Annotated in this window: 21 protein-coding genes and 1 tRNA gene; 21 read left to right on the plus strand and 1 reads right to left on the minus strand. The window is 66.6% G+C overall.

Annotation, left to right across the window (positions count from 1 at the left end; translation table 11 throughout):
- Positions 1 to 91 precede the first annotated feature (91 nt).
- From iscR to tsaD, 8 genes are read left to right on the plus strand one after another with little or no spacing between them, the layout of a single operon-like run.
- Positions 92 to 637 carry a Fe-S cluster assembly transcriptional regulator IscR gene (iscR, locus tag EV671_RS05430; protein WP_132570275.1) on the plus strand — a complete coding sequence of 182 codons (546 nt, stop codon included), beginning with the start codon at positions 92 to 94 and terminating at the stop codon, positions 635 to 637.
- A gap of 17 nt (positions 638 to 654) precedes the next feature.
- Entirely contained in the window at positions 655 to 1,875 is a 1,221-nt protein-coding gene (locus tag EV671_RS05435) for an IscS subfamily cysteine desulfurase (protein ID WP_132570276.1), read from the plus strand.
- Between the two features lie 18 nt (positions 1,876 to 1,893).
- Positions 1,894 to 2,280, plus strand: coding sequence for a Fe-S cluster assembly scaffold IscU (gene iscU / locus EV671_RS05440; RefSeq protein ID WP_132570277.1), 387 nt, complete (start codon positions 1,894 to 1,896; stop codon positions 2,278 to 2,280).
- Position 2,281: 1 nt separating this feature from the next.
- Positions 2,282 to 2,605, plus strand: coding sequence for an iron-sulfur cluster assembly protein IscA (gene iscA / locus EV671_RS05445; RefSeq protein ID WP_088481289.1), 324 nt, complete (start codon positions 2,282 to 2,284; stop codon positions 2,603 to 2,605).
- A gap of 60 nt (positions 2,606 to 2,665) precedes the next feature.
- Positions 2,666 to 3,211, plus strand: a complete 546-nt coding sequence (hscB, locus tag EV671_RS05450) for a Fe-S protein assembly co-chaperone HscB (protein WP_132570278.1) — start codon at positions 2,666 to 2,668, stop codon at positions 3,209 to 3,211.
- A gap of 27 nt (positions 3,212 to 3,238) precedes the next feature.
- Positions 3,239 to 5,083 carry a Fe-S protein assembly chaperone HscA gene (gene hscA, locus EV671_RS05455; protein WP_132570279.1) on the plus strand — a complete coding sequence of 615 codons (1,845 nt, stop codon included), beginning with the start codon at positions 3,239 to 3,241 and terminating at the stop codon, positions 5,081 to 5,083.
- Between the two features lie 9 nt (positions 5,084 to 5,092).
- Positions 5,093 to 5,431: an ISC system 2Fe-2S type ferredoxin gene (fdx, locus tag EV671_RS05460; RefSeq protein ID WP_132570280.1), complete on the plus strand. Its 339-nt coding sequence runs from the start codon at positions 5,093 to 5,095 to the stop codon at positions 5,429 to 5,431.
- Positions 5,428 to 6,468: a tRNA (adenosine(37)-N6)-threonylcarbamoyltransferase complex transferase subunit TsaD gene (tsaD, locus tag EV671_RS05465; RefSeq protein ID WP_132570281.1), complete on the plus strand. Its 1,041-nt coding sequence runs from the start codon at positions 5,428 to 5,430 to the stop codon at positions 6,466 to 6,468. Before fdx ends, tsaD begins: the two co-directional genes overlap by 4 nt.
- A 24-nt stretch (positions 6,469 to 6,492) precedes the next feature.
- Here tsaD and EV671_RS05470 read toward each other — a convergent pair whose 3' ends face one another.
- Positions 6,493 to 6,882 carry an Hsp20/alpha crystallin family protein gene (locus tag EV671_RS05470; protein ID WP_165917477.1) on the minus strand — a complete coding sequence of 130 codons (390 nt, stop codon included), beginning with the start codon at positions 6,880 to 6,882 and terminating at the stop codon, positions 6,493 to 6,495.
- 379 nt (positions 6,883 to 7,261) lie between these two features.
- On the opposite strand from EV671_RS05470, the gene rpsO reads away from it, so the two are divergent.
- The 13 genes from rpsO (at position 7,262) to nuoG (ending at position 19,448) form a co-directional block, all read left to right on the plus strand.
- Entirely contained in the window at positions 7,262 to 7,531 is a 270-nt protein-coding gene (gene rpsO / locus EV671_RS05475) for a 30S ribosomal protein S15 (RefSeq protein ID WP_132570283.1), read from the plus strand.
- A gap of 201 nt (positions 7,532 to 7,732) precedes the next feature.
- Positions 7,733 to 9,895 (plus strand): polyribonucleotide nucleotidyltransferase, encoded by a 2,163-nt coding sequence (gene pnp, locus EV671_RS05480; RefSeq protein ID WP_132570284.1) that lies wholly within the window; start codon positions 7,733 to 7,735, stop codon positions 9,893 to 9,895.
- Between the two features lie 10 nt (positions 9,896 to 9,905).
- Positions 9,906 to 10,892: an NAD(P)H-quinone oxidoreductase gene (locus EV671_RS05485; protein ID WP_132570285.1), complete on the plus strand. Its 987-nt coding sequence runs from the start codon at positions 9,906 to 9,908 to the stop codon at positions 10,890 to 10,892.
- 10 nt (positions 10,893 to 10,902) lie between these two features.
- Complete coding sequence (gene tpiA / locus EV671_RS05490; protein ID WP_132570286.1) at positions 10,903 to 11,646, plus strand: triose-phosphate isomerase; 744 nt, start codon at positions 10,903 to 10,905, stop codon at positions 11,644 to 11,646.
- A 59-nt stretch (positions 11,647 to 11,705) separates the two neighbouring features.
- Positions 11,706 to 12,101 (plus strand): preprotein translocase subunit SecG, encoded by a 396-nt coding sequence (gene secG / locus EV671_RS05495; protein WP_132570287.1) that lies wholly within the window; start codon positions 11,706 to 11,708, stop codon positions 12,099 to 12,101.
- Positions 12,102 to 12,212: 111 nt separating this feature from the next.
- Positions 12,213 to 12,297, plus strand: a tRNA-Leu gene (locus tag EV671_RS05500).
- 226 nt (positions 12,298 to 12,523) lie between these two features.
- Complete coding sequence (locus EV671_RS05505) at positions 12,524 to 12,883, plus strand: NADH-quinone oxidoreductase subunit A (protein WP_132570288.1); 360 nt, start codon at positions 12,524 to 12,526, stop codon at positions 12,881 to 12,883.
- Positions 12,884 to 12,913: 30 nt separating this feature from the next.
- On the plus strand, positions 12,914 to 13,390 hold the full coding sequence (locus EV671_RS05510) for a NuoB/complex I 20 kDa subunit family protein (protein WP_046113908.1): 477 nt from the start codon (positions 12,914 to 12,916) through the stop codon (positions 13,388 to 13,390).
- Between the two features lie 8 nt (positions 13,391 to 13,398).
- Complete coding sequence (locus EV671_RS05515) at positions 13,399 to 13,995, plus strand: NADH-quinone oxidoreductase subunit C (RefSeq protein WP_132570289.1); 597 nt, start codon at positions 13,399 to 13,401, stop codon at positions 13,993 to 13,995.
- Entirely contained in the window at positions 13,995 to 15,248 is a 1,254-nt protein-coding gene (locus tag EV671_RS05520) for an NADH-quinone oxidoreductase subunit D (protein WP_132570290.1), read from the plus strand. Before EV671_RS05515 ends, EV671_RS05520 begins: the two co-directional genes overlap by 1 nt.
- Before the next feature lie 10 nt (positions 15,249 to 15,258).
- Positions 15,259 to 15,771: an NADH-quinone oxidoreductase subunit NuoE family protein gene (locus EV671_RS05525; RefSeq protein WP_132570291.1), complete on the plus strand. Its 513-nt coding sequence runs from the start codon at positions 15,259 to 15,261 to the stop codon at positions 15,769 to 15,771.
- A gap of 8 nt (positions 15,772 to 15,779) precedes the next feature.
- On the plus strand, positions 15,780 to 17,120 hold the full coding sequence (gene nuoF, locus EV671_RS05530; protein ID WP_132570292.1) for an NADH-quinone oxidoreductase subunit NuoF: 1,341 nt from the start codon (positions 15,780 to 15,782) through the stop codon (positions 17,118 to 17,120).
- Positions 17,121 to 17,141: 21 nt separating this feature from the next.
- Positions 17,142 to 19,448 (plus strand): NADH-quinone oxidoreductase subunit NuoG, encoded by a 2,307-nt coding sequence (gene nuoG / locus EV671_RS05535; protein WP_132570293.1) that lies wholly within the window; start codon positions 17,142 to 17,144, stop codon positions 19,446 to 19,448.
- The last annotated feature ends 3 nt before the right edge of the window (positions 19,449 to 19,451 follow it).

Below are 19,451 nucleotides of genomic sequence, written 5' to 3' on the forward strand. Positions count from 1 at the left end.
TTCGCTCGGCTATTGTCCCGGCCGTCCCGGGTTAACCCGAAATCATTTGTTCTGGACAAAACCTGTCCGGTCGCCTCGCAAAGGAGTTTGTATGCGTCTCACCACCAAAGGCCGGTTTGCTGTCACCGCGATGCTGGACCTGGCGCTGCGCGAGAATACGGGCCCCGTGGCCCTGGCGGCGATCAGCCAAAGGCAGCAGATTTCGCTCTCCTACCTGGAGCAGCTTTTCGGCAAGTTGCGCCGCCATGAACTGGTGGAAAGCACCCGCGGGCCGGGTGGCGGTTACTCGCTGGGCCGCAAGGCCGAGGACATCACCGTCGCCGACATCATCGTCGCGGTGGACGAGGCGCTCGACGCCACCGGCTGCGGCGGCAAGGAAAACTGCATGGGCGAGGACAGTGGCCGCTGCATCACCCATGAACTCTGGACCAATCTGAACGCCAAGATGATCGAGTACCTCGACTCCGTGTCTCTGCGCAAGCTGGCCGACGAGCAGCTGGCCAAGGGCTTCGAGGTCGAGGCTGCGCCGGTCAAGCGCGCCATCTCCAGCCAGCCCGTGCTCAAGCCCATCCGCGTGACGGCACCGAATTCGGTGTTCGCCCTGGGTGGAAATATCAGCGGCGCGTTCAGCAAATAAGAAGACGAGCCTTTCCCATGGACATGACCCCGCACTTCCCGATCTACCTCGACTACGGCGCGACGACGCCGTGCGACCCCCGCGTGGTGGACGCGATGATCCCCTGGCTGCGCGAACACTTCGGCAATCCGGCGTCGCGCAGCCACGCCTGGGGCTGGGAGGCGGAGGAGGCGGTCGAGAAGGCGCGCGTGCAGGTGGCCGAGCTGATCGGCGCCGACCCGCGCGAGATCGTCTGGACCTCGGGTGCCACCGAGTCCAACAACCTCGCACTGAAGGGCGCCGCGCAGTTCTACAAGACCCGCGGCAAGCACCTGATCACCGTGAAGACCGAGCACAAGGCCGTGCTCGACACGATGCGCGAGCTGGAGCGCCAAGGTTTCGACGTGACCTACCTCGACGTGCTGGAGAACGGCCTCGTCGACCTGGAGGCCTTCAAGGCCGCCCTGCGCCCGGACACCATCCTGGCCTCGGTCATGTATGTGAACAACGAGATCGGCGTCATCCAGGACATCGTCGCGCTGGGCAATCTCTGCCGCGAGCGCGGCATCATCTTCCATGTCGACGCGGCCCAGGCCACCGGCAAGGTCGAGATCGACCTCGCCAAGCTGCCCATCGACCTGATGAGCCTGGCCTCGCACAAGACCTATGGCCCCAAGGGCATCGGCGCGCTCTACGTGCGCCGCAAGCCGCGCGTGCGCCTGGAAGCCCAGATGCACGGCGGCGGCCACGAGCGTGGCATGCGCTCCGGCACGCTGCCGGTGCATCAGATCGTCGGCATGGGCGAGGCCTTCCGCATCGCACGCGAGGAAATGGGCGACGAGGGCGATCGCATCCGCGCGCTGCACGAGCGCCTGGTGAAGGGTCTGTCGGGCATCGAGCAGACCTTCATCAACGGCGACCTGGAGCGGCGCGTGCCGCACAACCTGAACATCTCGTTCAACTATGTCGAGGGCGAGTCGCTCATCATGGGCGTGAAGGGCCTGGCGGTGTCGTCGGGCTCGGCCTGCACCTCGGCCAGCCTGGAGCCCAGCTATGTGCTGCGCGCGCTGGGCCGCAGCGACGAGCTGGCGCACAGCTCGCTGCGCATGACCATCGGCCGTTTCACGACCGAGGAAGAGATCGACTATGCGATCAGCGTGCTGACCGACCGCGTCGTCAAGCTGCGCGAACTGTCCCCGCTGTGGGACATGTACAAGGACGGCATCGACCTCAGCACGATTCAGTGGGCTGCGCACTGAGCCCCTCAGGAGAACACCATGGCATACAGCGAAAAGGTCGTTGACCACTACGAACACCCCCGCAACGTCGGCAATTTCGACAAGGGCGACGAGGACGTCGGCACCGGCATGGTCGGCGCTCCGGCCTGCGGCGACGTGATGAAGCTGCAGATCAAGGTCAATCCGGCGACCGGCCTCATCGAGGACGCCAAGTTCAAGACCTATGGCTGCGGCTCGGCCATCGCCTCCAGCTCGCTCGTGACCGAATGGGTCAAGGGCAAGAGCCTGGACGAGGCGCTGACGATCAAGAACACGCAGATCGCCGAAGAGCTGGCCCTGCCGCCGGTCAAGATCCACTGCTCCATCCTGGCCGAAGACGCCATCAAGGCCGCCGTGGACGACTACCGCGCCAAGCACTCCAACTGATATGTCGGTCACGCTGACTGAAGCCGCCGCCCGCCATGTCAAGCGCTATATCGCCAAGCGCGGCAAGGGCGTGGGCGTGCGCCTGGGCGTGAAGACGACCGGCTGCTCGGGCCTGGCCTACAAGCTGGAATACGCCGACGAGGTCGCGCCCGAGGACGTCGTCTTCGAGGGGCATGAGGTCAAGATCCTCATCGACCCCAAGAGCCTGCCCTACCTCGACGGCACCGAGCTGGACTTCGTCCGCGAAGGCCTGAACGAAGGCTTCAAGTTCCGCAACCCGCGCGAGAAGGACCGCTGCGGCTGCGGCGAATCCTTCCGTGTCTGACCGACACTGATGTTTTGCTGAGCGCGGCACCGGCCGCGCTTTTTGCTTTTTCACCGCACCATGCGCCTGACCGACAACGACTTCCAGCTCTTCGGCCTGCCCCAGACGCAGGCCCAGGCGCGCGCCGACATCGATGCGCGCTGGAAGGCGCTGCAGGCCGAGGTCCACCCGGATCGTTTCGCGGCCGAAGGCGCCGCGGCCCAGCGCGTGGCCATGCAATGGGCCATGCGCGTGAACGAGGCCTACCAGCGCCTGAAGGACCCTCTGAAGCGCGCCGCCTACCTGTGCGAGCTACGCGGTGCGCCGGTGCAGGCCGAGAACAACACGCGGATGCCGGCGGCCTTCCTGATGCAGCAGATGGAATGGCGCGAGGCGCTGGACGACGCGAGCAGCGAGTCCGCGCTGGAAGCCCTCGACGACGACGCGGCGCAAGCCGAAACCGCGGCGCTGGCCCAGGCCCAGTGCCTGCTCGACGACAACAACGACGCGCCGGCCGCCGCCGCGCAGGTGAGGGCGCTGATGTTCATCCAGCGTTTTCGCTCCGATATCGACCAGCGCCTTGCGACGCAAGAGGACATTGCGGGACAGACCGCCCGAACGAAGTGAGTAGCTCTGTCCCCAACTGACTAGAACATGGCTCTTCTCCAGATTTCCGAACCCGGCGCCTCGCCCGATCCGCACCAGCGCCGCATCGCCGTCGGCATCGACCTCGGCACGACGCATTCCCTCGTCGCCGCGGTACGCCACGGTGTGGCCGAATGCCTGCCCGACGCGCAGGGGCGGGTGATCCTGCCGTCGGCCGTGCGCTACCTGCCCGAAGGCCGCCGCCAGATCGGTGCCGACGCGCTCGCTGCCCAGGCCGAGGACCCCGAGAACACCATCGTTTCGGTGAAGCGCTTCATGGGCCGGGCCATCGCCGACATCGCCAACCGTGAGCGCCTGCCCTACCGCTTCGAAGACCGCCCCGGCATGCTGGCACTGGCGACGCGCGATGGTGTGAAGAGCCCCGTCGAGGTGTCTGCCGAGATCCTGGCCACGCTGCGCTTCCGCGCCGAGGACAGCTTCCTCGACGACCTGTTCGGTGCCGTCATCACGGTGCCGGCCTATTTCGACGACGCCCAGCGCCAGGCCACCAAGGATGCCGCCGAACTGGCCGGCCTCAAGGTGCTGCGCCTCATCAACGAGCCGACGGCCGCGGCCATCGCCTACGGCCTGGACAACGCCAGTGAAGGCCTCTACGCCGTCTACGACCTGGGCGGTGGCACCTTCGACATCTCGCTGCTGCGCCTGACGCGCGGTGTTTTCGAGGTCGTCGCGACCGGTGGCGATGCGGCGCTGGGCGGTGATGACTTCGACCGCGTGCTGGCCGACTGGGCGCTGGGTGGCCGTGTCGTCGAATCGGCCCACGACAAGCGCGCCGTTCTGGTGGCTGCACGCGCCGCCAAGGAAGCCCTATCCGATGCCGACTCGACCGAGCTGGTCGCCGCGCTGGATGCCGGTGAACTGCGCGTGGCCGTCAGCCGCGCTCAATTTGAAGAGCTCGCCCAGCCGCTGATCGCCAAGACCTTGTCCTCCGTGAAGCGCGTGCTGCGCGATGCCAAGGTCAAGGCGGCGGAAGTGCAGGGCACGGTCATGGTGGGGGGCTCCACGCGCATGCCCGTCGTGCGCCGCGCGGTCGGCGAGCTGTTCGGCCGCGAGGTGCTGACGAATCTGAACCCCGACGAGGTCGTCGCGCTGGGCGCGGCCATCCAGGCCAACCAGCTGGCCGGCAACGCGGCCGATGGCGAGATCCTGCTGCTGGACGTGATTCCGCTGTCGCTGGGTTTGGAAACCATGGGCGGCCTGGTCGAGCGCGTCATCGAGCGCAACTCGACCATCCCGGCCGCCAAGGCTCAGGACTTCACGACCTTCAAGGACGGCCAGACTGCGATGGCCGTCCATGTCGTGCAGGGTGAGCGCGAGCTGGTCAGCGAATGCCGCTCACTCGCGCGCTTCGAGCTGCGCGGCATCCCGCCGATGGCGGCCGGCGCGGCGCGTATCCGCGTCAGCTTCCAGGTCGACGCCGACGGGCTGCTCAGCGTCTCGGCCGAGGAGCTGACCTCGGGTGCGCAGGCGGCCATCACCGTCAAGCCCAGCTACGGCCTGTCCGACGAGCAGATCGCCGGCATGCTGAAGGACGGCTTCGCCAGCGCCGAGGGCGACATGGCCGCGCGCAAGCTTCGCGAGGCGCGCGTCGAGGCCGAGCGCATGATCCTCGCCACGCGCAGTGCGCTGGCCGCCGATGGCGACCTGCTGCCCGAGGCCGAGCGCGAGGCGCTGGAGGCTCGCCTGTCGGCCCTGGCCGCGATGGAAGGCGATGCCGATGCCATCGACGCCGCCGTGAAGGCGCTGGCCGAGGCGACCGAAGGCTTTGCCGCCGAACGCATGAACCGCAGCATCGCCCGTGCGCTGACCGGCCGCAATGTCTCGGCTCTCTGAAGGAACACCATGCCCGTCATCAAGATCCTCCCGCATGCCGAATACTGTCCCGAGGGTGCCAGCATCACGACGGCGCCCGGCACGTCGATCTGCGAGGCCCTGCTGGCCAACGACATCCACATCGAGCACGCCTGCGATCAGGTCTGTGCCTGCACGACCTGCCACGTCATCGTGCGCGAAGGCGGCCGCTCGCTGAGCGAGATGGAGGAGGACGAGGAGGACATGCTGGACCGCGCCTGGGGTCTGGAGCCCGACTCGCGCCTGTCCTGCCAGGCGCTGCTGCGCCAGCAGGACATCACGGTCGAGATCCCCAAGTACTCGATCAACCACGCCAAGGAAGGCAAGTGAAACCGGTCCAGCGCGTTCTCGGCTTCGAGTCGTCCTGCGACGAGACCGGGGTCGCGCTTGTCGAGGTCCATGGCGACGCGTCGCCCAAGCTGGTGGCGCAGGCCCTGCATAGCCAGATCGCCATGCACCAGGCCTATGGCGGCGTCGTGCCCGAGCTGGCCTCGCGTGACCACGTGCGCCGCGTGCTGCCACTGACGCGCGAGGTGCTGTCGCAGGCCGGCCTGGCACTGCATGACGTGGACCTGATCGCCTACACACAGGGCCCCGGCCTTGCCGGCGCGCTGCTCGTCGGCGCCGGCGTGGCCGTGTCGCTGGCCGCGGCGCTGGACGTGCCGGCTCTGCCCATCCATCACCTCGAAGGGCATCTGCTGTCGCCCTTCCTGTCGGCCGATCCGCCGGAGTTCCCCTTCGTCGCGCTGCTGGTCAGCGGCGGCCACACGCAGCTGATGCGCGTGGACGATGTGGGCTCGTACGAGATCCTCGGCGAGACCATCGACGACGCGGCCGGCGAGGCCTTCGACAAGAGCGCCAAGCTGCTGGGACTGCCGTATCCGGGCGGTCCGCACCTCGAGCGCATGGCCGAGTTCGGCAACCCGGAGGCCTTCGATCTGCCGCGCCCGCTGCTGCACAGCGGCCGGCCGGATTTCAGCTTCGCCGGCCTGAAGACGGCGGTGCTGACCCAGGTGAAGAAGATCGGCGACAGCCCTTGCGAACAGACGCGTGCGGATCTCGCTGCGTCCACGCAGGCCGCCATCGTCGAGGTGCTGGTGAAGAAGTCGCTGCTGGCATTGAAAGAGACAGGCCTGAAGCGCCTCGTCGTCGCCGGCGGCGTGGGCGCGAACGCCAGGCTGCGCGAGCAACTGAATGCCGTGTGCGCCAAGCGGGGCGTGCGCGTGCACTACCCTGAGCTGTCGCTGTGCACGGACAACGGCGCCATGATCGCGATGGCCGCCGCACTGCGCGTGCAGCGCGGCATGGCCAATGCCAGACTGGACGGCGGCTTCGAGGTCAGCCCGCGCTGGGAGCTTGGCAGCTGACGCACCAGCGTCAGCGAGCGCGGCTCAGTTGATCGTCAGCTGGCCGCCGTTCTCGGCGACGCGCTTGACCAGGTTCAGCGACAGCACGCCGTTCTCGAAGCGTGCCTGCGATTGCCCCTGGTCGATCTCGACGGGGAGCGAGAAGCTGCGGGCATAACGGGCGGCGCGGCGCTCGCGGTAGAGCAGGCGCGAACCGTCGGTCGGTGCGGCGGCCTCTTCGGCGGCGGTCTCGATGTTCACGCGGCGGCCTTCGATGCTGACCTTGACGGCCTCCTTGGCGACGCCGGGCATGTCGACGGTGACGCTATAGGCCTTGTCGTCTTCGCTCACGTCCAGAGCCGGAGTGCGGGTCGTGTCGGTGTCGAACTGGCGCAGCACGCGGGTGACATGGCGGGGGTGGGTCAGGTAGAACATGGAAAAGACTCCGTTGGTTTGCGCTGCTGAACCAGTCGGGAGCAGCACCCGATGACTCGGAGATAAGGCGGTGGCAATGCGCTTCAAGAGCCTTTGTCGTGCCGGTGAAGAGAAGTCACGCATTTGCAGGGCAGGGCGGTCCGGGCTCTTGAAAGCCGGGGTGTCCGGCCCTACGTTGGCCCGCCTGGTGCCTTGCGGTTTGGCCCGTCTCTGGCTTTGCGCTAGAATCCGCAGGTTTTGCGCTTCAGGGCGCAGAGCAATCCAGCACGGCTCGGGGTGGTTTCCCCCGTGTCCGCAAGTCAACCCCGGAAACCGTCTGCGGCAGCGCCATCAGTTGCGTCTCGCCCGGCCGGACTTCCGAAACCCTTTGGAAAACAAAATGTCCGTCGCCGATCTGAACAAGGCCGAAATCGTCAAGGCCAATGCCCGCAGCGCCAACGACACGGGTAGCCCCGAAGTCCAAGTCGCCCTGCTGACCGCCCGTATCAACGAGCTGACCCCCCACTTCAAGCTGCACGCCAAGGACCACCACGGCCGCCGCGGCCTGCTGAAGATGGTCAACACGCGCAAGAGCCTGCTGGCCTACCTGAAGCGCGTGGACTCCGCCCGCTACGTCGCGCTGATCGCCAAGCTCGGCCTGCGCAAGTAAATCGCTGAATCCGACACGGAGCCTGTCTGGTCCTCAAGCCCAGTACAGGCTCTTTGTCCATCTGCCGGAACCGAGCTGACGTGGTGTCGGATCATTCCAAGACGGTTTGCTGAACCGCCCTGGAATGGCATCTGGACCAAACCCAGCCTCGTTCCCGGTTCACTCGAACGCTGAAGCGTTCACAACAACCAGGAGATGAGCATGTCCATGTTCAACAAGGTCACCAAGTCCTTCCAATGGGGCCGCCACAACGTCGTGCTGGAAACGGGCGAGATCGCCCGCCAGTCCAGCGGCGCCGTCCTCGTCAACATCGAAGGCACCGTCGTGCTGGCCACCGTGGTCGCCAAGACCGAAGCCAAGGCCGGCCAGGACTTCTTCCCGCTGACCGTCGATTACCTCGAGAAGACCTATGCCGCGGGCAAGATCCCCGGCAGCTTCTTCAAGCGCGAGGGCCGCCCCTCCGAGCACGAGACGCTGACCAGCCGCCTGATCGACCGCCCGATCCGCCCGCTGTTCCCCGAAGGCTTCTTCAACGAAGTCCAGGTCGTCATCCACGTCGTCAGCCTGAACCCCGAAGTGCAGGCAGACATCGCCGCCATGATCGGCACGTCCGCCGCGCTGGCCGTGTCCGGCATCCCGTTCAACGGCCCGATCGGCGCCGCCCGCGTCGGCTATGTCAACGGCGAGTACCTGCTGAACCCCAGCAAGTCCGAGCTGGCCAACAGCCAGATGGACCTGGTCGTCGCCGGCACGCAAGCCGCTGTGCTGATGGTCGAGTCCGAGGCCTCGGGCCTGTCGGAAGAAGTGATGCTGGGCGCCGTCGTCTACGGCCACGAGCAAGGCAACGTCGCGATCGCCGCGATCAATGACCTGGTCAAGGAAGCCGGCAAGCCTTCCTGGAACTGGGCGGCCCCCGCCAAGGACGAGGCCTTCATCGCCAAGGTCAACAGCCTGGCCGAAGGCCCGCTGCGCGAGGCCTACCAGATCCGCTCCAAGCAGGCCCGCACGCAAGCCTGCCGCAGTGCTGCCGCGAACGTGTTCGCTGCGCTGGCCGCTGAAGGCGTCGCCTTCGACAAGGTCGAGGTCGAGGGCCTGCTGTTCGAGATCGAAGCCCGCATCGTCCGCAGCCAGATCCTGGCCGGCGAGCCGCGCATCGACGGCCGCGACACCCGCACCGTGCGCCCCATCGAGATCAGCAACGGCCTGCTGCCGCGCACCCACGGCTCGGCGCTGTTCACGCGCGGCGAGACGCAGGCCCTCGTGGTTGCCACGCTGGGCACGGACCGCGACGCGCAGCGCATCGACGCGCTGGACGGCGAGTTCGAAGACCGCTTCATGATGCACTACAACATGCCCCCCTTCGCCACCGGCGAGACGGGTCGTGTGGGCTCGCCGAAGCGCCGCGAAATCGGCCATGGCCGCCTGGCCAAGCGCGCGCTGATCGCCGCGCTGCCGAGCAAGGAAGACTTCCCCTACTCGCTGCGCGTCGTCTCCGAGATCACCGAGTCCAACGGTTCCTCGTCGATGGCCTCCGTCTGTGGCGGCTGCCTGGCGCTGATGGACGCCGGCGTGCCGATGAAGGCCCACGTGGCCGGCATCGCGATGGGACTGATCAAGGATGGCAACCGCTTTGCCGTGCTGACCGACATCCTCGGTGACGAGGATCACCTCGGCGACATGGACTTCAAGGTGGCCGGCACGACGACCGGCATCACCGCCCTGCAGATGGACATCAAGATCCAGGGCATCACGAAGGAAATCATGCAGGTCGCGCTGGCTCAGGCCAAAGAGGCCCGCCTGCACATCCTGGGCAAGATGGTCGAGGCCATGGGCACGGCCAACACCGAGGTGTCGCAGTTCGCGCCGCGCCTGTACACGATGAAGATCAACCCGGAGAAGATCCGTGACGTCATCGGCAAGGGCGGCTCCACGATCCGCGCGCTGACCGAAGAGACCGGCACCACCATCGACATCGGCGAAGACGGCACCATCACCATCGCCTCGACCGACGCAGAGAAGGCCGAGATGGCCAAGAAGCGCATCGCCGAGATCACGGCCGAGGTCGAAGTGGGCAAGGTCTACGAAGGCCCGATCGTCAAGATCCTGGACTTCGGCGCCCTCGTGAACCTGCTGCCCGGCAAGGATGGCCTGCTGCACATCAGCCAGATCGCCCACCAGCGCGTCGAGAAGGTCACCGATTTCCTGCAGGAAGGCCAGGTCGTCAAGGTCAAGGTGCTGGAGACCGACGAGAAGGGCCGCATCAAGCTTTCCATGAAGGCCCTGATCGACCGTCCGGAGCGCGAGCCCCGCGAAGCCGCCCCGGCTCCGGCCGCCGAGAACGCCGCGGCGCCCGCCGCGGAGTAAGCCACGCAGCATGCGTGCCGTCGCGATCACCCGCCCCGGCGGGCCCGAGGTGCTGGAACTGGCCGAGCGGCCGGATCCCATCGCGGGCCCGGGTGAGTGCCTGATCCGCGTTGCAGCCTCGGGCATCAACCGCCCGGACGTGCTGCAGCGCAGGGGCGCCTACCCGCCGCCGCCGGGCGCGAGCGAGTTGCCGGGGCTGGAGGTCGCGGGCGAGATCGTCGCCGGCGATGATCAGGCCCTGGCCGCGCATGGCTTCAAGCTGGGCGACAAGGTCTGCGCGCTGGTCAATGGCGGCGGCTATGCAGAGCTGTGCGTGGCGCCCGTCGGCCAATGCCTGCCGGTGCCCAGGGGTTGGACGCCGACGCAGGCGGCCACGCTGCCGGAGACCTGCTTCACCGTCTGGGCCAATGTGTTCGACCGCGCCGGCCTGCAGGCCGGTGAGACGCTGCTGATCCATGGCGGCTCCAGCGGCATCGGCGTGACGGCCATCCAGATGGCCAGGGCGCTCGGCGCACGCGTGCTGGTGACGGTGGGCGGCGCCGACAAGGCCGAGGCCTGCAAGGCGCTGGGCGCGGATGTGGCGATCAACTACCGGGAACAGGACTTCGTCGCCGAGGCCGCGGCCGCGACCGGCGGCCGTGGCGTCGACGTGATCCTGGACATGGTGGGCGGCGACTACATAGCCCGTGGCGTGCAGGCGCTGGCCGAGGATGGCCGCCTGGCGCTGATCGCGGTGCAGGGCGGCGTGAAGTCGGAAATTGATGCCGGCCTCGTGCTGCGCAAGCGCCTGACGATCACCGGCTCGACGCTGCGCCCGCGCTCTGCAGCCTTCAAGGCGACCGTGGCGCGCTCGCTGCGCGACCGGGTCTGGCCGCTGATCGAGGCCGGCCGGATCAAGCCCGTCATTTACCGCGAGCTGCCCGCTGCGCAAGCGGCCGAGGCGCACGCACTGATGGAATCCAACCAGCACATCGGCAAGATCGTGCTGAACTGGTGATGGAGTGGAGATGAGAAAGAAACTCGTCGTGGGCAACTGGAAGATGCATGGCAGCCGCGCTGCCAACGCCCAGCTGCTCGCCGGCCTGAAGGAGGCTGGCCCCTGGAATGCCGACGTCGCCGTCTGCGTGCCCTTCCCCTACATCGCCGAGACGGCGCTCGGGCTGACCGGCACGACGATCGCCTATGGCTCGCAGGACTGCTCCTCGCACGAGCAGGGCGCTTACACCGGCGAGGTGTCCAGTGTGATGCTGGCCGACATCGGTTGCCGCTATGCCATCGTCGGCCACTCCGAGCGTCGGGCCTACCACGCGGAGAGCGACCAGCTCGTCGCCGACAAGGCTAAGGCGGCGCTGGCCCACGGCGTGACGCCCATCGTCTGCGTCGGCGAAACCCGTGCCGAACGCGAGGCCGGCCAGACCGAAGCCATCGTCAAGCGCCAGCTCGCCGCCGTCATCCACACGCTGGGCCACTGTTGCGGCGAGATGGTTGTGGCCTATGAGCCCGTCTGGGCCATCGGCACCGGACTGACCGCGACGCCTGCCGAGGCCCAGGCCGTGCATGCTGTGCTGCGCGCCCAGCTGCACGCGGCGACCGATCGTTCCGGCGTCATGCGCATCCTGTACGGCGGCAGCGTCAAGGCCGACAACGCCGCCGAGCTGTTCGGCCAGCCCGACATCGACGGCGGCCTGATCGGCGGCGCGTCGTTGAAGGCGGCCGACTTCGCCGCCATCTGCCGCGCGGCAGCCCACTGAATTTTCCCGGCGCCCGGCCGCAGGGCAGGGCGCCATCGAGTATTGATGGAGTGTTTGGAATGCAGTTCTTTGCGAATCTGGTGTTGATCGTTCAGTTGCTCTCGGCCCTGGCGATCATCGGTCTGGTGCTGGTGCAGCATGGCAAGGGAGCCGACATGGGTGCCTCCTTCGGCAGCGGTGCGTCGGGTAGCCTGTTCGGCGCCACCGGCAGCGCCAACTTCCTGTCGCGTAGCACGGCCGTCGCGGCGACGCTGTTCTTCGGCTGCACGCTGGGCCTAGCCTATCTGTCCAATGGTCGCACGTCGGCGTCGAGCGCCTCCGACAGCGTGCTGGACCGCGCCGCCGTCGTCGCGCCGGTCCAGGCCGCTTCGGGCGCTGCCGCCATCCCCGGTGCCGCCGTCGTCGCGCCGATCGCTGCGCCTGCCTCTACCGCTGCTTCGGCTGCGGCGAACTGAGGCCCGACCAAAAACCTCGCTTGCTCGCCGGACGTCACCAAAATCCGGTATAGAATGCGAGGCTGTCTGGCAAGCAAACCCTCCCTGGTTGCCAGGCATATTTAAGTACCTGCCGTCGTGGTGAAATTGGTAGACACGCTATCTTGAGGGGGTAGTGGCGAAAGCTGTGCGAGTTCGAGTCTCGCCGACGGCACCAGACAATCGGCTAGCATTCCCGTTGGTCCTGATGCGGGAATCGGCCAACAGCGGCCTGTCGCCAAGGCCATCCAGCCTGAAGCTGGGTGTTCCGGGGCAAGGTTCAAGGCGGGCGCGATCCGCGAGCGATTCATTCGATTCGCTGGTGGCGCGCCTGTTTGCTTTTGTGGTTGGCTTGTGCAGCGATCACGTTGACGAAGACACATAGTCGACCTGAGAAAGCCCAAATGAATCTCGATCAATACCTGCCCGTCATCCTCTTCATTTTGGTCGGCGCAGCGGTCGGGATCGCACCCCAGGTGCTCGGCGCTCTGCTGGGCCCGAACCGGCCGGATCAGGCCAAGAGCTCCCCCTACGAATGCGGCTTCGAGGCCTTTGAAGACGCGCGCATGAAATTCGATGTGCGCTACTACCTCGTCGCCATCCTGTTCATTCTTTTCGACCTGGAAATTGCCTTCCTGTTTCCCTGGGCCGTGGCGCTCAAGGAAATCGGTGCGACGGGCTTTTGGGCGATGATGATCTTCCTCGGCATTCTGGTCGTCGGCTTCGCCTACGAATGGAAAAAAGGCGCCCTCGACTGGGAATAAGCGTCCGCCGACACAAGCTGGGAATTCCAAATGGGTATTGAAGGCGTCTTGAAAGAGGGCTTCGTCACCACGTCGGTCGACAAGCTCATCAACTGGTCCAAGACGGGCTCGCTGTGGCCGATGACGTTCGGCCTGGCCTGCTGCGCCGTCGAGATGATGCACGCGGGCGCTGCGCGCTACGACATCGACCGCTTCGGCATGCTGTTCCGTCCGAGCCCGCGCCAGTCCGACCTGATGATCGTGGCCGGCACGCTGTGCAACAAGATGGCGCCGGCCCTGCGTAAGGTCTACGACCAGATGGCCGAGCCGCGCTGGGTGCTTTCGATGGGCTCCTGCGCCAACGGCGGCGGCTATTACCACTACAGCTATTCCGTCGTGCGCGGCTGCGATCGCATCGTGCCGGTGGACGTCTATGTGCCCGGCTGTCCGCCGACTGCCGAGGCGCTGCTCTACGGCATCCTGCAGCTGCAGGCCAAGATCCGCCGCGAAAACACCATTGCCCGCTGAGCCTAGGCATGAGTCAAAACCTCGAAATCCTGGCCCAGCAGATTGGTGCCATCCTCGGCGAGCGTGTCGTCGAGTTGAAGAATGCCCTCGGCGAGCTCACGCTGACGGTTCGCGCCGCCGACTACCTCGAAGTGGCGACCACGCTGCGCGATCACCCCGAGCTCAAGCTCGAGCAGCTGATCGACCTCTGCGGTGTCGACTACAGCGACTACGGCAATGGCGGCCGTGAAGGTCCGCGCTTCGCGGTCGTCAGCCACCTGCTGTCGGTCAGCAAGAACTGGCGCCTGCGGCTGAAGGTCTTCGCGGCCGATGACGACTTCCCCTGCGTGGCCTCGGTCACGCCGGTGTGGAACTCGGCCAACTGGTTCGAGCGCGAGGCCTTCGACATGTACGGCGTCATCTTCGACGGCCACAACGACTTGCGCCGCATCCTGACGGACTACGGCTTCATCGGCCACCCGATGCGCAAGGACTTCCCGGTGTCGGGCCACGTCGAGATGCGCTACGACGCCGAGCAAAAGCGCGTGGTCTACCAGCCGGTGACCATCGAGCCGCGCGAGATCACGCCGCGCATCATCCGCGAAGACAAGTACGGCGGTCTGTAATGGCAGAAATCAAGAACTACACGCTGAACTTCGGCCCTCAGCACCCGGCCGCGCACGGCGTGCTGCGCCTGGTGCTGGAGCTGGACGGCGAAGTCATCCAGCGCGCCGACCCGCACATCGGCCTGCTGCACCGCGCGACCGAGAAGCTCGCCGAAAGCAAGACCTTCATCCAGTCGCTGCCCTATATGGACCGTCTCGACTACGTGTCGATGATGTCCAACGAGCATGCCTACTGCCTGGCCATCGAGAAGATGCTGGGCATCGAAGTGCCCATCCGCGCGCAGTACATCCGCGTGATGTTCGGCGAGCTGACCCGCATCCTGAACCACCTGCTGTGGCTGGGCGCGCACGGCATCGACTGCGGTGCGATGAACATCCTCATCTACTGCTTCCGCGAGCGTGAGGACATCTTCGACATGTACGAGGCGGTGTCGGGTGCGCGCATGCACGCGGCCTATTTCCGTCCGGGCGGCGTCTACCGCGACCTGCCGGACAGCATGCCGCAGTACCAGGTCAGCAAGATCAAGAACGCGAAGACCATCGCCCAGCTCAACGAAAACCGCCAGGGCTCGCTGCTGGACTTCATCGAGGACTTCTGCCGGCGCTTCCCGAAGAACGTCGACGACTACGAGACGCTGCTGACCGACAACCGCATCTGGAAGCAGCGCACGGTCGGCATCGGCGTCGTGCCGCCCGAGCGCGCGCTCAACCTCGGCTTCAGCGGCCCGATGCTGCGCGGCTCGGGCATCGCCTGGGACCTGCGCAAGAAGCAGCCCTACGACGTCTACGCCAAGATGGACTTCGACGTGCCGGTCGGCACCAACGGCGACACCTACGACCGCTACTGCGTGCGGGTCGAGGAGATGCGCCAGTCCAACCGCATCGTCCAGCAGTGCGTGCAATGGCTGAAGGCCAACCCCGGTCCGGTCATCACCGACAACCACAAGGTGGCGCCGCCGGCGCGCGTGGACATGAAGTCCAACATGGAAGAGCTGATCCACCACTTCAAGCTCTTCACCGAAGGCTTCCATGTGCCCGCGGGCGAGGCCTATGCAGGCGTCGAGCACCCCAAGGGCGAGTTCGGCATCTACATGGTCAGCGATGGCGCCAACAAGCCCTATCGCCTGAAGATCCGCGCGCCGGGCTTCCCGCACCTCGCGGCCCTGGACGAGATGGGCAAGGGCCACATGATCGCGGACGCCGTGGCCATCATCGGCACGATGGACATCGTGTTCGGCGAAATCGATCGTTGACAGGCAGACGATGACGAGCAGCACCGACTACACCCTGAGCGACGCAACCCGCGCTCGCTTCGACCGCGAGGTCGCCAAGTACCCCTACGAACTACGCCAGTCTGCCGTCATGGCCTGCCTGGCCATCGTGCAGCAGGAAGAGGGTTTCGTGTCCCGCGCCGCGGAAGACGCGATCGCCGCCCACCTCGGCATGGCGCCCATCGCCGTGTACGAGGTGACGACCTTCTACAACATGTACAACCAGAAGCCGGTCGGCAAGTTCAAGCTGAACGTCTGCGCGAACCTGCCTTGCCAGCTGCGCGACGGCCAGAAGGCGCTGGACCATCTGTGCAGCAAGCTCGGCATCGAGCAGGGTGGCACGACGGCCGACGGCCTGTTCACCGTGCAGAAGAGCGAATGTCTGGGCGCCTGCGCCGACTCGCCGGTGATGCTCGTCAACGATCGCCAGATGTGCAGCTTCATGACGACCGAGCGCCTCGACGAGCTGGTCGACACGCTGCGTGCGCAAGCGACGAAGGCCTGAGGAAGACGATGCTGGACCTCTCCAAATTCCAAAGCACCGGCGCCGAGACCTGCTTCCACGGCCGCCACATCAGCCCGCAGATCTATGCGGACCTGAACGGCAGGAACTGGTCGATCAAGGACTATGAAGCCCGCGGCGGCTACGCGGCCCTGCGCAAGATCCTTGGCAAGGACGGCGGCGAAGGCCTGACGCCCGACCAGGTCATCGCCGAGGTTAAGACCTCGGCCCTGCGCGGCCGCGGCGGCGCCGGCTTCCCGACCGGCCTGAAGTGGAGCTTCATGCCCCGCCAGTTCCCGGGCCAGAAGTACCTCGTCTGCAACTCCGACGAAGGCGAGCCCGGCACCTGCAAGGACCGCGACATCCTGATGTTCAATCCGCATCAGGTCATCGAGGGCATGGCCATCGCCGCCTACGCGATGGGCATCACGGTCGGCTACAACTACATCCACGGCGAGATCTTCGAGGTCTACGAGCGTTTCGAAGCGGCCCTGGAAGAAGCCCGCGCTGCCGGCTACCTCGGCGACAACATCATGGGCAGCAGCTACAGCTTCCAACTGCATGCCCATCATGGCTTCGGCGCCTACATCTGCGGCGAGGAAACCGCGCTGCTGGAATCGCTGGAAGGCAAGAAGGGCCAGCCGCGCTTCAAGCCGCCGTTCCCGGCCAGCTTCGGCTTGTACGGCAAGCCCACCACCATCAACAACACCGAGACCTTCGCCGCGGTGCCCTGGATCATCCGCAATGGCGGCCAGGCCTATCTCGAGATTGGCAAGCCCAACAACGGTGGCACCAAGCTGTTCTCGGTGTCGGGCGACGTCGAGAAGCCCGGCAACTTCGAGATCCCTCTCGGCACGCCGTTCTCGGTGCTGCTCGAGATGGCGGGCGGCGTGCGCAAGGGCCGCAAGCTCAAGGCCGTCATTCCCGGCGGTTCCTCCGCGCCGGTGCTGACGGCCGAGGTGATGATGCAGTGCACGATGGACTATGACTCCATCGCCAAGGCCGGCTCCATGCTGGGCTCGGGCGCCGTTATCGTCATCGACGACTCGCGCTGCATGGTGCAGAGCCTGCTGCGCCTGTCCTACTTCTATGCCCACGAGTCCTGCGGCCAGTGCACGCCCTGCCGCGAAGGCACGGGCTGGATGCACCGCGTGCTGGAGCGCATCTACCACGGCGAGGGCAGGGCAGAGGACATCGACCTGCTGAACTCGGTGGCTGACAACATCCAGGGCCGCACGATCTGCGCGCTGGGCGACGCTGCCGCGATGCCAGTGCGCGCCATGATCAAGAACTTCAAGCACGAGTTCGTGCACCTGATTGAACACAAGAAGCCCCTGGTGGCTCCGACCTGAGCTGCCTAGGGAAACACCATCATGGTTGAAATCGAACTCGACGGTCAAAAGGTCTCGGTCCAGGAAGGCAGCATGGTCATGCATGCAGCCGAGAAGGCCGGCACCTACATCCCGCACTTCTGCTACCACAAGAAACTCAGCATCGCGGCCAACTGCCGCATGTGCCTGGTAGACGTGGAGAAGGCGCCCAAGCCCATGCCCGCCTGCGCGACCCCGGTCACACAGGGCATGATCGTCCGCACCAAGAGCGACAAGGCGGTCAAGGCCCAGCAGGGCGTCATGGAATTCCTGCTGATCAACCACCCGCTGGACTGCCCCATCTGCGACCAGGGCGGCGAATGCCAGTTGCAGGACCTGGCCGTGGGCTACGGTGCGGGAAAAAGCCGCTACACCGAAGAGAAGCGCGTCGTCTTCCACAAGAGCGTGGGCCCGCTGATCTCGATGGAAGAGATGAGCCGCTGCATCCATTGCACCCGCTGCGTGCGCTTCGGCCAGGAGATCGCCGGCGTCATGGAGCTGGGCATGGCCCATCGCGGCGAGCACAGCGAGATCCAGACCTTCGTCGGCCGCACGGTGGACTCCGAGCTGTCGGGCAACATGATCGACATCTGCCCGGTTGGCGCGCTGACGAGCAAGCCCTTCCGCTACAGCGCCCGCACCTGGGAGCTGTCGCGCCGCAAGAGCGTCAGTCCGCACGACTCGACCGGTGCCAACCTGGTCGTCCAGGTCAAGAACCACCAGGTCATGCGCGTCGTTCCGCTCGAGAACGAGGACGTCAACGAATGCTGGATCGCCGACCGCGACCGCTTCAGCTATGAAGCGCTGAACGGCGACCAGCGCCTGACCGCGCCCATGATCAAGCAGGGCGGCGCCTGGAAGCAGGTCGACTGGACCGTCGCGCTGGAATACATCGCCAACGGCCTGAAGACCATCAAGGCCGATCATGGCGCAGCGTCCATCGGTGCACTGGGCTCGGCCCACAGCACCGTCGAGGAGCTGCATCTGCTCGCGCAGATCGTGCGCGGCCTTGGCAGCGACAACATCGACCACCGCCTGCGCCACAGCGACTTCGGCAATGTCGCCGCGGCGGGCCAGGCCCGCTGGCTGGGCACGAGCATCGCAAGCCTGTCGGACTTGGATCGCGCCCTCGTCGTCGGCTCCAACCTGCGCAAGGACCATCCGCTGTTCGCCGCCCGCCTGCGCCATGCCGCGCGCCGCGGTGCCGCCGTCAGCCGTATCGGCGTCAGCAGCGACGACTGGCTAATGCCGCTCGCCGCGTCACAAGCCATCGCGCCTTCGGGCTGGGTGCAAGCCCTGGCCGATGTGGCCGCCGCCATCGGCGCCGGTGCACCGCTGGCCGGCACGGCTACCGATCAGGCCAAGGCCATCGCCGCCAGCCTGCAGTCGGGCCAGAAGAAGGCCATCCTGCTGGGCAACGCCGCCGCCGAACATCCGCAGGCCACCAGCCTGCTGGCTTTGGCGCAGTGGATCGCCCAGCAGACCGGCGCCAGCGTCGGCTACCTGACGGCCGATGCCAACACCGTTGGCGCGCAGCTCGTGAAAGCCCAGCCCCAGGTCGACGGCCTGAACGCCGGCCAGATGCTGAATGGCATGTCGCTGAAGGCCGTGGTGCTGCTGAACACCGACCCGGTGCTGGACTCCGCCAACGCCGCCGCCGCCGCCAAGGCGCTGGATGCGGCCGAGATGGTCGTCGTGCTGAGCCCCTTCAAGAGCGGCCTCGAGTACGCCGATGTGCTGCTGCCCATCGCCCCCTTCACCGAGACCTCCGGCAGCTTCGTCAACGCCGAGGGGCGCCTGCAGAGCTTCGTCGGCGTCGTGCGCCCGCTGGCCGAGACGCGTCCGGCCTGGAAGGTGCTGCGCGTGCTGGGCAACCTGCTGGGCCTGCCCGGCTTCGACCAGGACAGCTCGGAGCAGGTTCGTGAACAGGCCCTGGGCGGCGACATCGCCGGCCGCCTGTCCAACGCCACCTCGGCCAAGCCGCAAGCCGTGGCCAAGGGCGATGGCATCGAGCGCTTCGCCAACCTGCCCATCTACGCGACCGATGCGCTGGTGCGCAACTCCACGTCGCTGCAGCTGACCACCGACGGCCGCGAGGCCGCCACGGTCGGCCTGCCCGCCGGCCTGTGGCAGCAACTCGGCCTGGCCGAAGGTGACCAGGTCCGCATCGTGCAGGACGGCGGTGCCGCCCAACTGCCCGCCCGCCTCGAAGCCGGCCTGCCGGAGGGCGTTGCCCGCGTGCCCGCCGGCCTGGCCCAAACCGCCACCCTCGGCGCCGCCTTCGGCACGCTGAGCATCGCCAAGGTCTGAGGG

Origin of the sequence: Roseateles saccharophilus, from assembly GCF_004342485.1 — a bacterium.
GTDB classification, from domain to species: domain Bacteria; phylum Pseudomonadota; class Gammaproteobacteria; order Burkholderiales; family Burkholderiaceae_C; genus Pelomonas; species Pelomonas saccharophila.

Excerpts from the sequence above, each read along its gene's own strand:
- EV671_RS05515 (WP_132570289.1), top strand. The coding sequence starts at position 13,399 with ATGAGTCAAAACCTCGAAATCCTGGCCCAGCAGATTGGTGCCATCCTC.
- fdx (WP_132570280.1), top strand. The coding sequence starts at position 5,093 with ATGCCCGTCATCAAGATCCTCCCGCATGCCGAATACTGTCCCGAGGGT.
- pnp (WP_132570284.1), top strand. The coding sequence starts at position 7,733 with ATGTCCATGTTCAACAAGGTCACCAAGTCCTTCCAATGGGGCCGCCAC.
- nuoF (WP_132570292.1), top strand. The coding sequence starts at position 15,780 with ATGCTGGACCTCTCCAAATTCCAAAGCACCGGCGCCGAGACCTGCTTC.
- hscA (WP_132570279.1), top strand. The coding sequence starts at position 3,239 with ATGGCTCTTCTCCAGATTTCCGAACCCGGCGCCTCGCCCGATCCGCAC.
- EV671_RS05510 (WP_046113908.1), top strand. The coding sequence starts at position 12,914 with ATGGGTATTGAAGGCGTCTTGAAAGAGGGCTTCGTCACCACGTCGGTC.
- EV671_RS05435 (WP_132570276.1), top strand. The coding sequence starts at position 655 with ATGGACATGACCCCGCACTTCCCGATCTACCTCGACTACGGCGCGACG.
- iscU (WP_132570277.1), top strand. The coding sequence starts at position 1,894 with ATGGCATACAGCGAAAAGGTCGTTGACCACTACGAACACCCCCGCAAC.
- secG (WP_132570287.1), top strand. The coding sequence starts at position 11,706 with ATGCAGTTCTTTGCGAATCTGGTGTTGATCGTTCAGTTGCTCTCGGCC.
- nuoG (WP_132570293.1), top strand. The coding sequence starts at position 17,142 with ATGGTTGAAATCGAACTCGACGGTCAAAAGGTCTCGGTCCAGGAAGGC.
- EV671_RS05525 (WP_132570291.1), top strand. The coding sequence starts at position 15,259 with ATGACGAGCAGCACCGACTACACCCTGAGCGACGCAACCCGCGCTCGC.
- iscR (WP_132570275.1), top strand. The coding sequence starts at position 92 with ATGCGTCTCACCACCAAAGGCCGGTTTGCTGTCACCGCGATGCTGGAC.
- EV671_RS05505 (WP_132570288.1), top strand. The coding sequence starts at position 12,524 with ATGAATCTCGATCAATACCTGCCCGTCATCCTCTTCATTTTGGTCGGC.
- iscA (WP_088481289.1), top strand. The coding sequence starts at position 2,282 with ATGTCGGTCACGCTGACTGAAGCCGCCGCCCGCCATGTCAAGCGCTAT.
- hscB (WP_132570278.1), top strand. The coding sequence starts at position 2,666 with ATGCGCCTGACCGACAACGACTTCCAGCTCTTCGGCCTGCCCCAGACG.
- tpiA (WP_132570286.1), top strand. The coding sequence starts at position 10,903 with ATGAGAAAGAAACTCGTCGTGGGCAACTGGAAGATGCATGGCAGCCGC.
- EV671_RS05485 (WP_132570285.1), top strand. The coding sequence starts at position 9,906 with ATGCGTGCCGTCGCGATCACCCGCCCCGGCGGGCCCGAGGTGCTGGAA.
- rpsO (WP_132570283.1), top strand. The coding sequence starts at position 7,262 with ATGTCCGTCGCCGATCTGAACAAGGCCGAAATCGTCAAGGCCAATGCC.
- EV671_RS05470 (WP_165917477.1), bottom strand. The coding sequence starts at position 6,882 with ATGTTCTACCTGACCCACCCCCGCCATGTCACCCGCGTGCTGCGCCAG.
- EV671_RS05520 (WP_132570290.1), top strand. The coding sequence starts at position 13,995 with ATGGCAGAAATCAAGAACTACACGCTGAACTTCGGCCCTCAGCACCCG.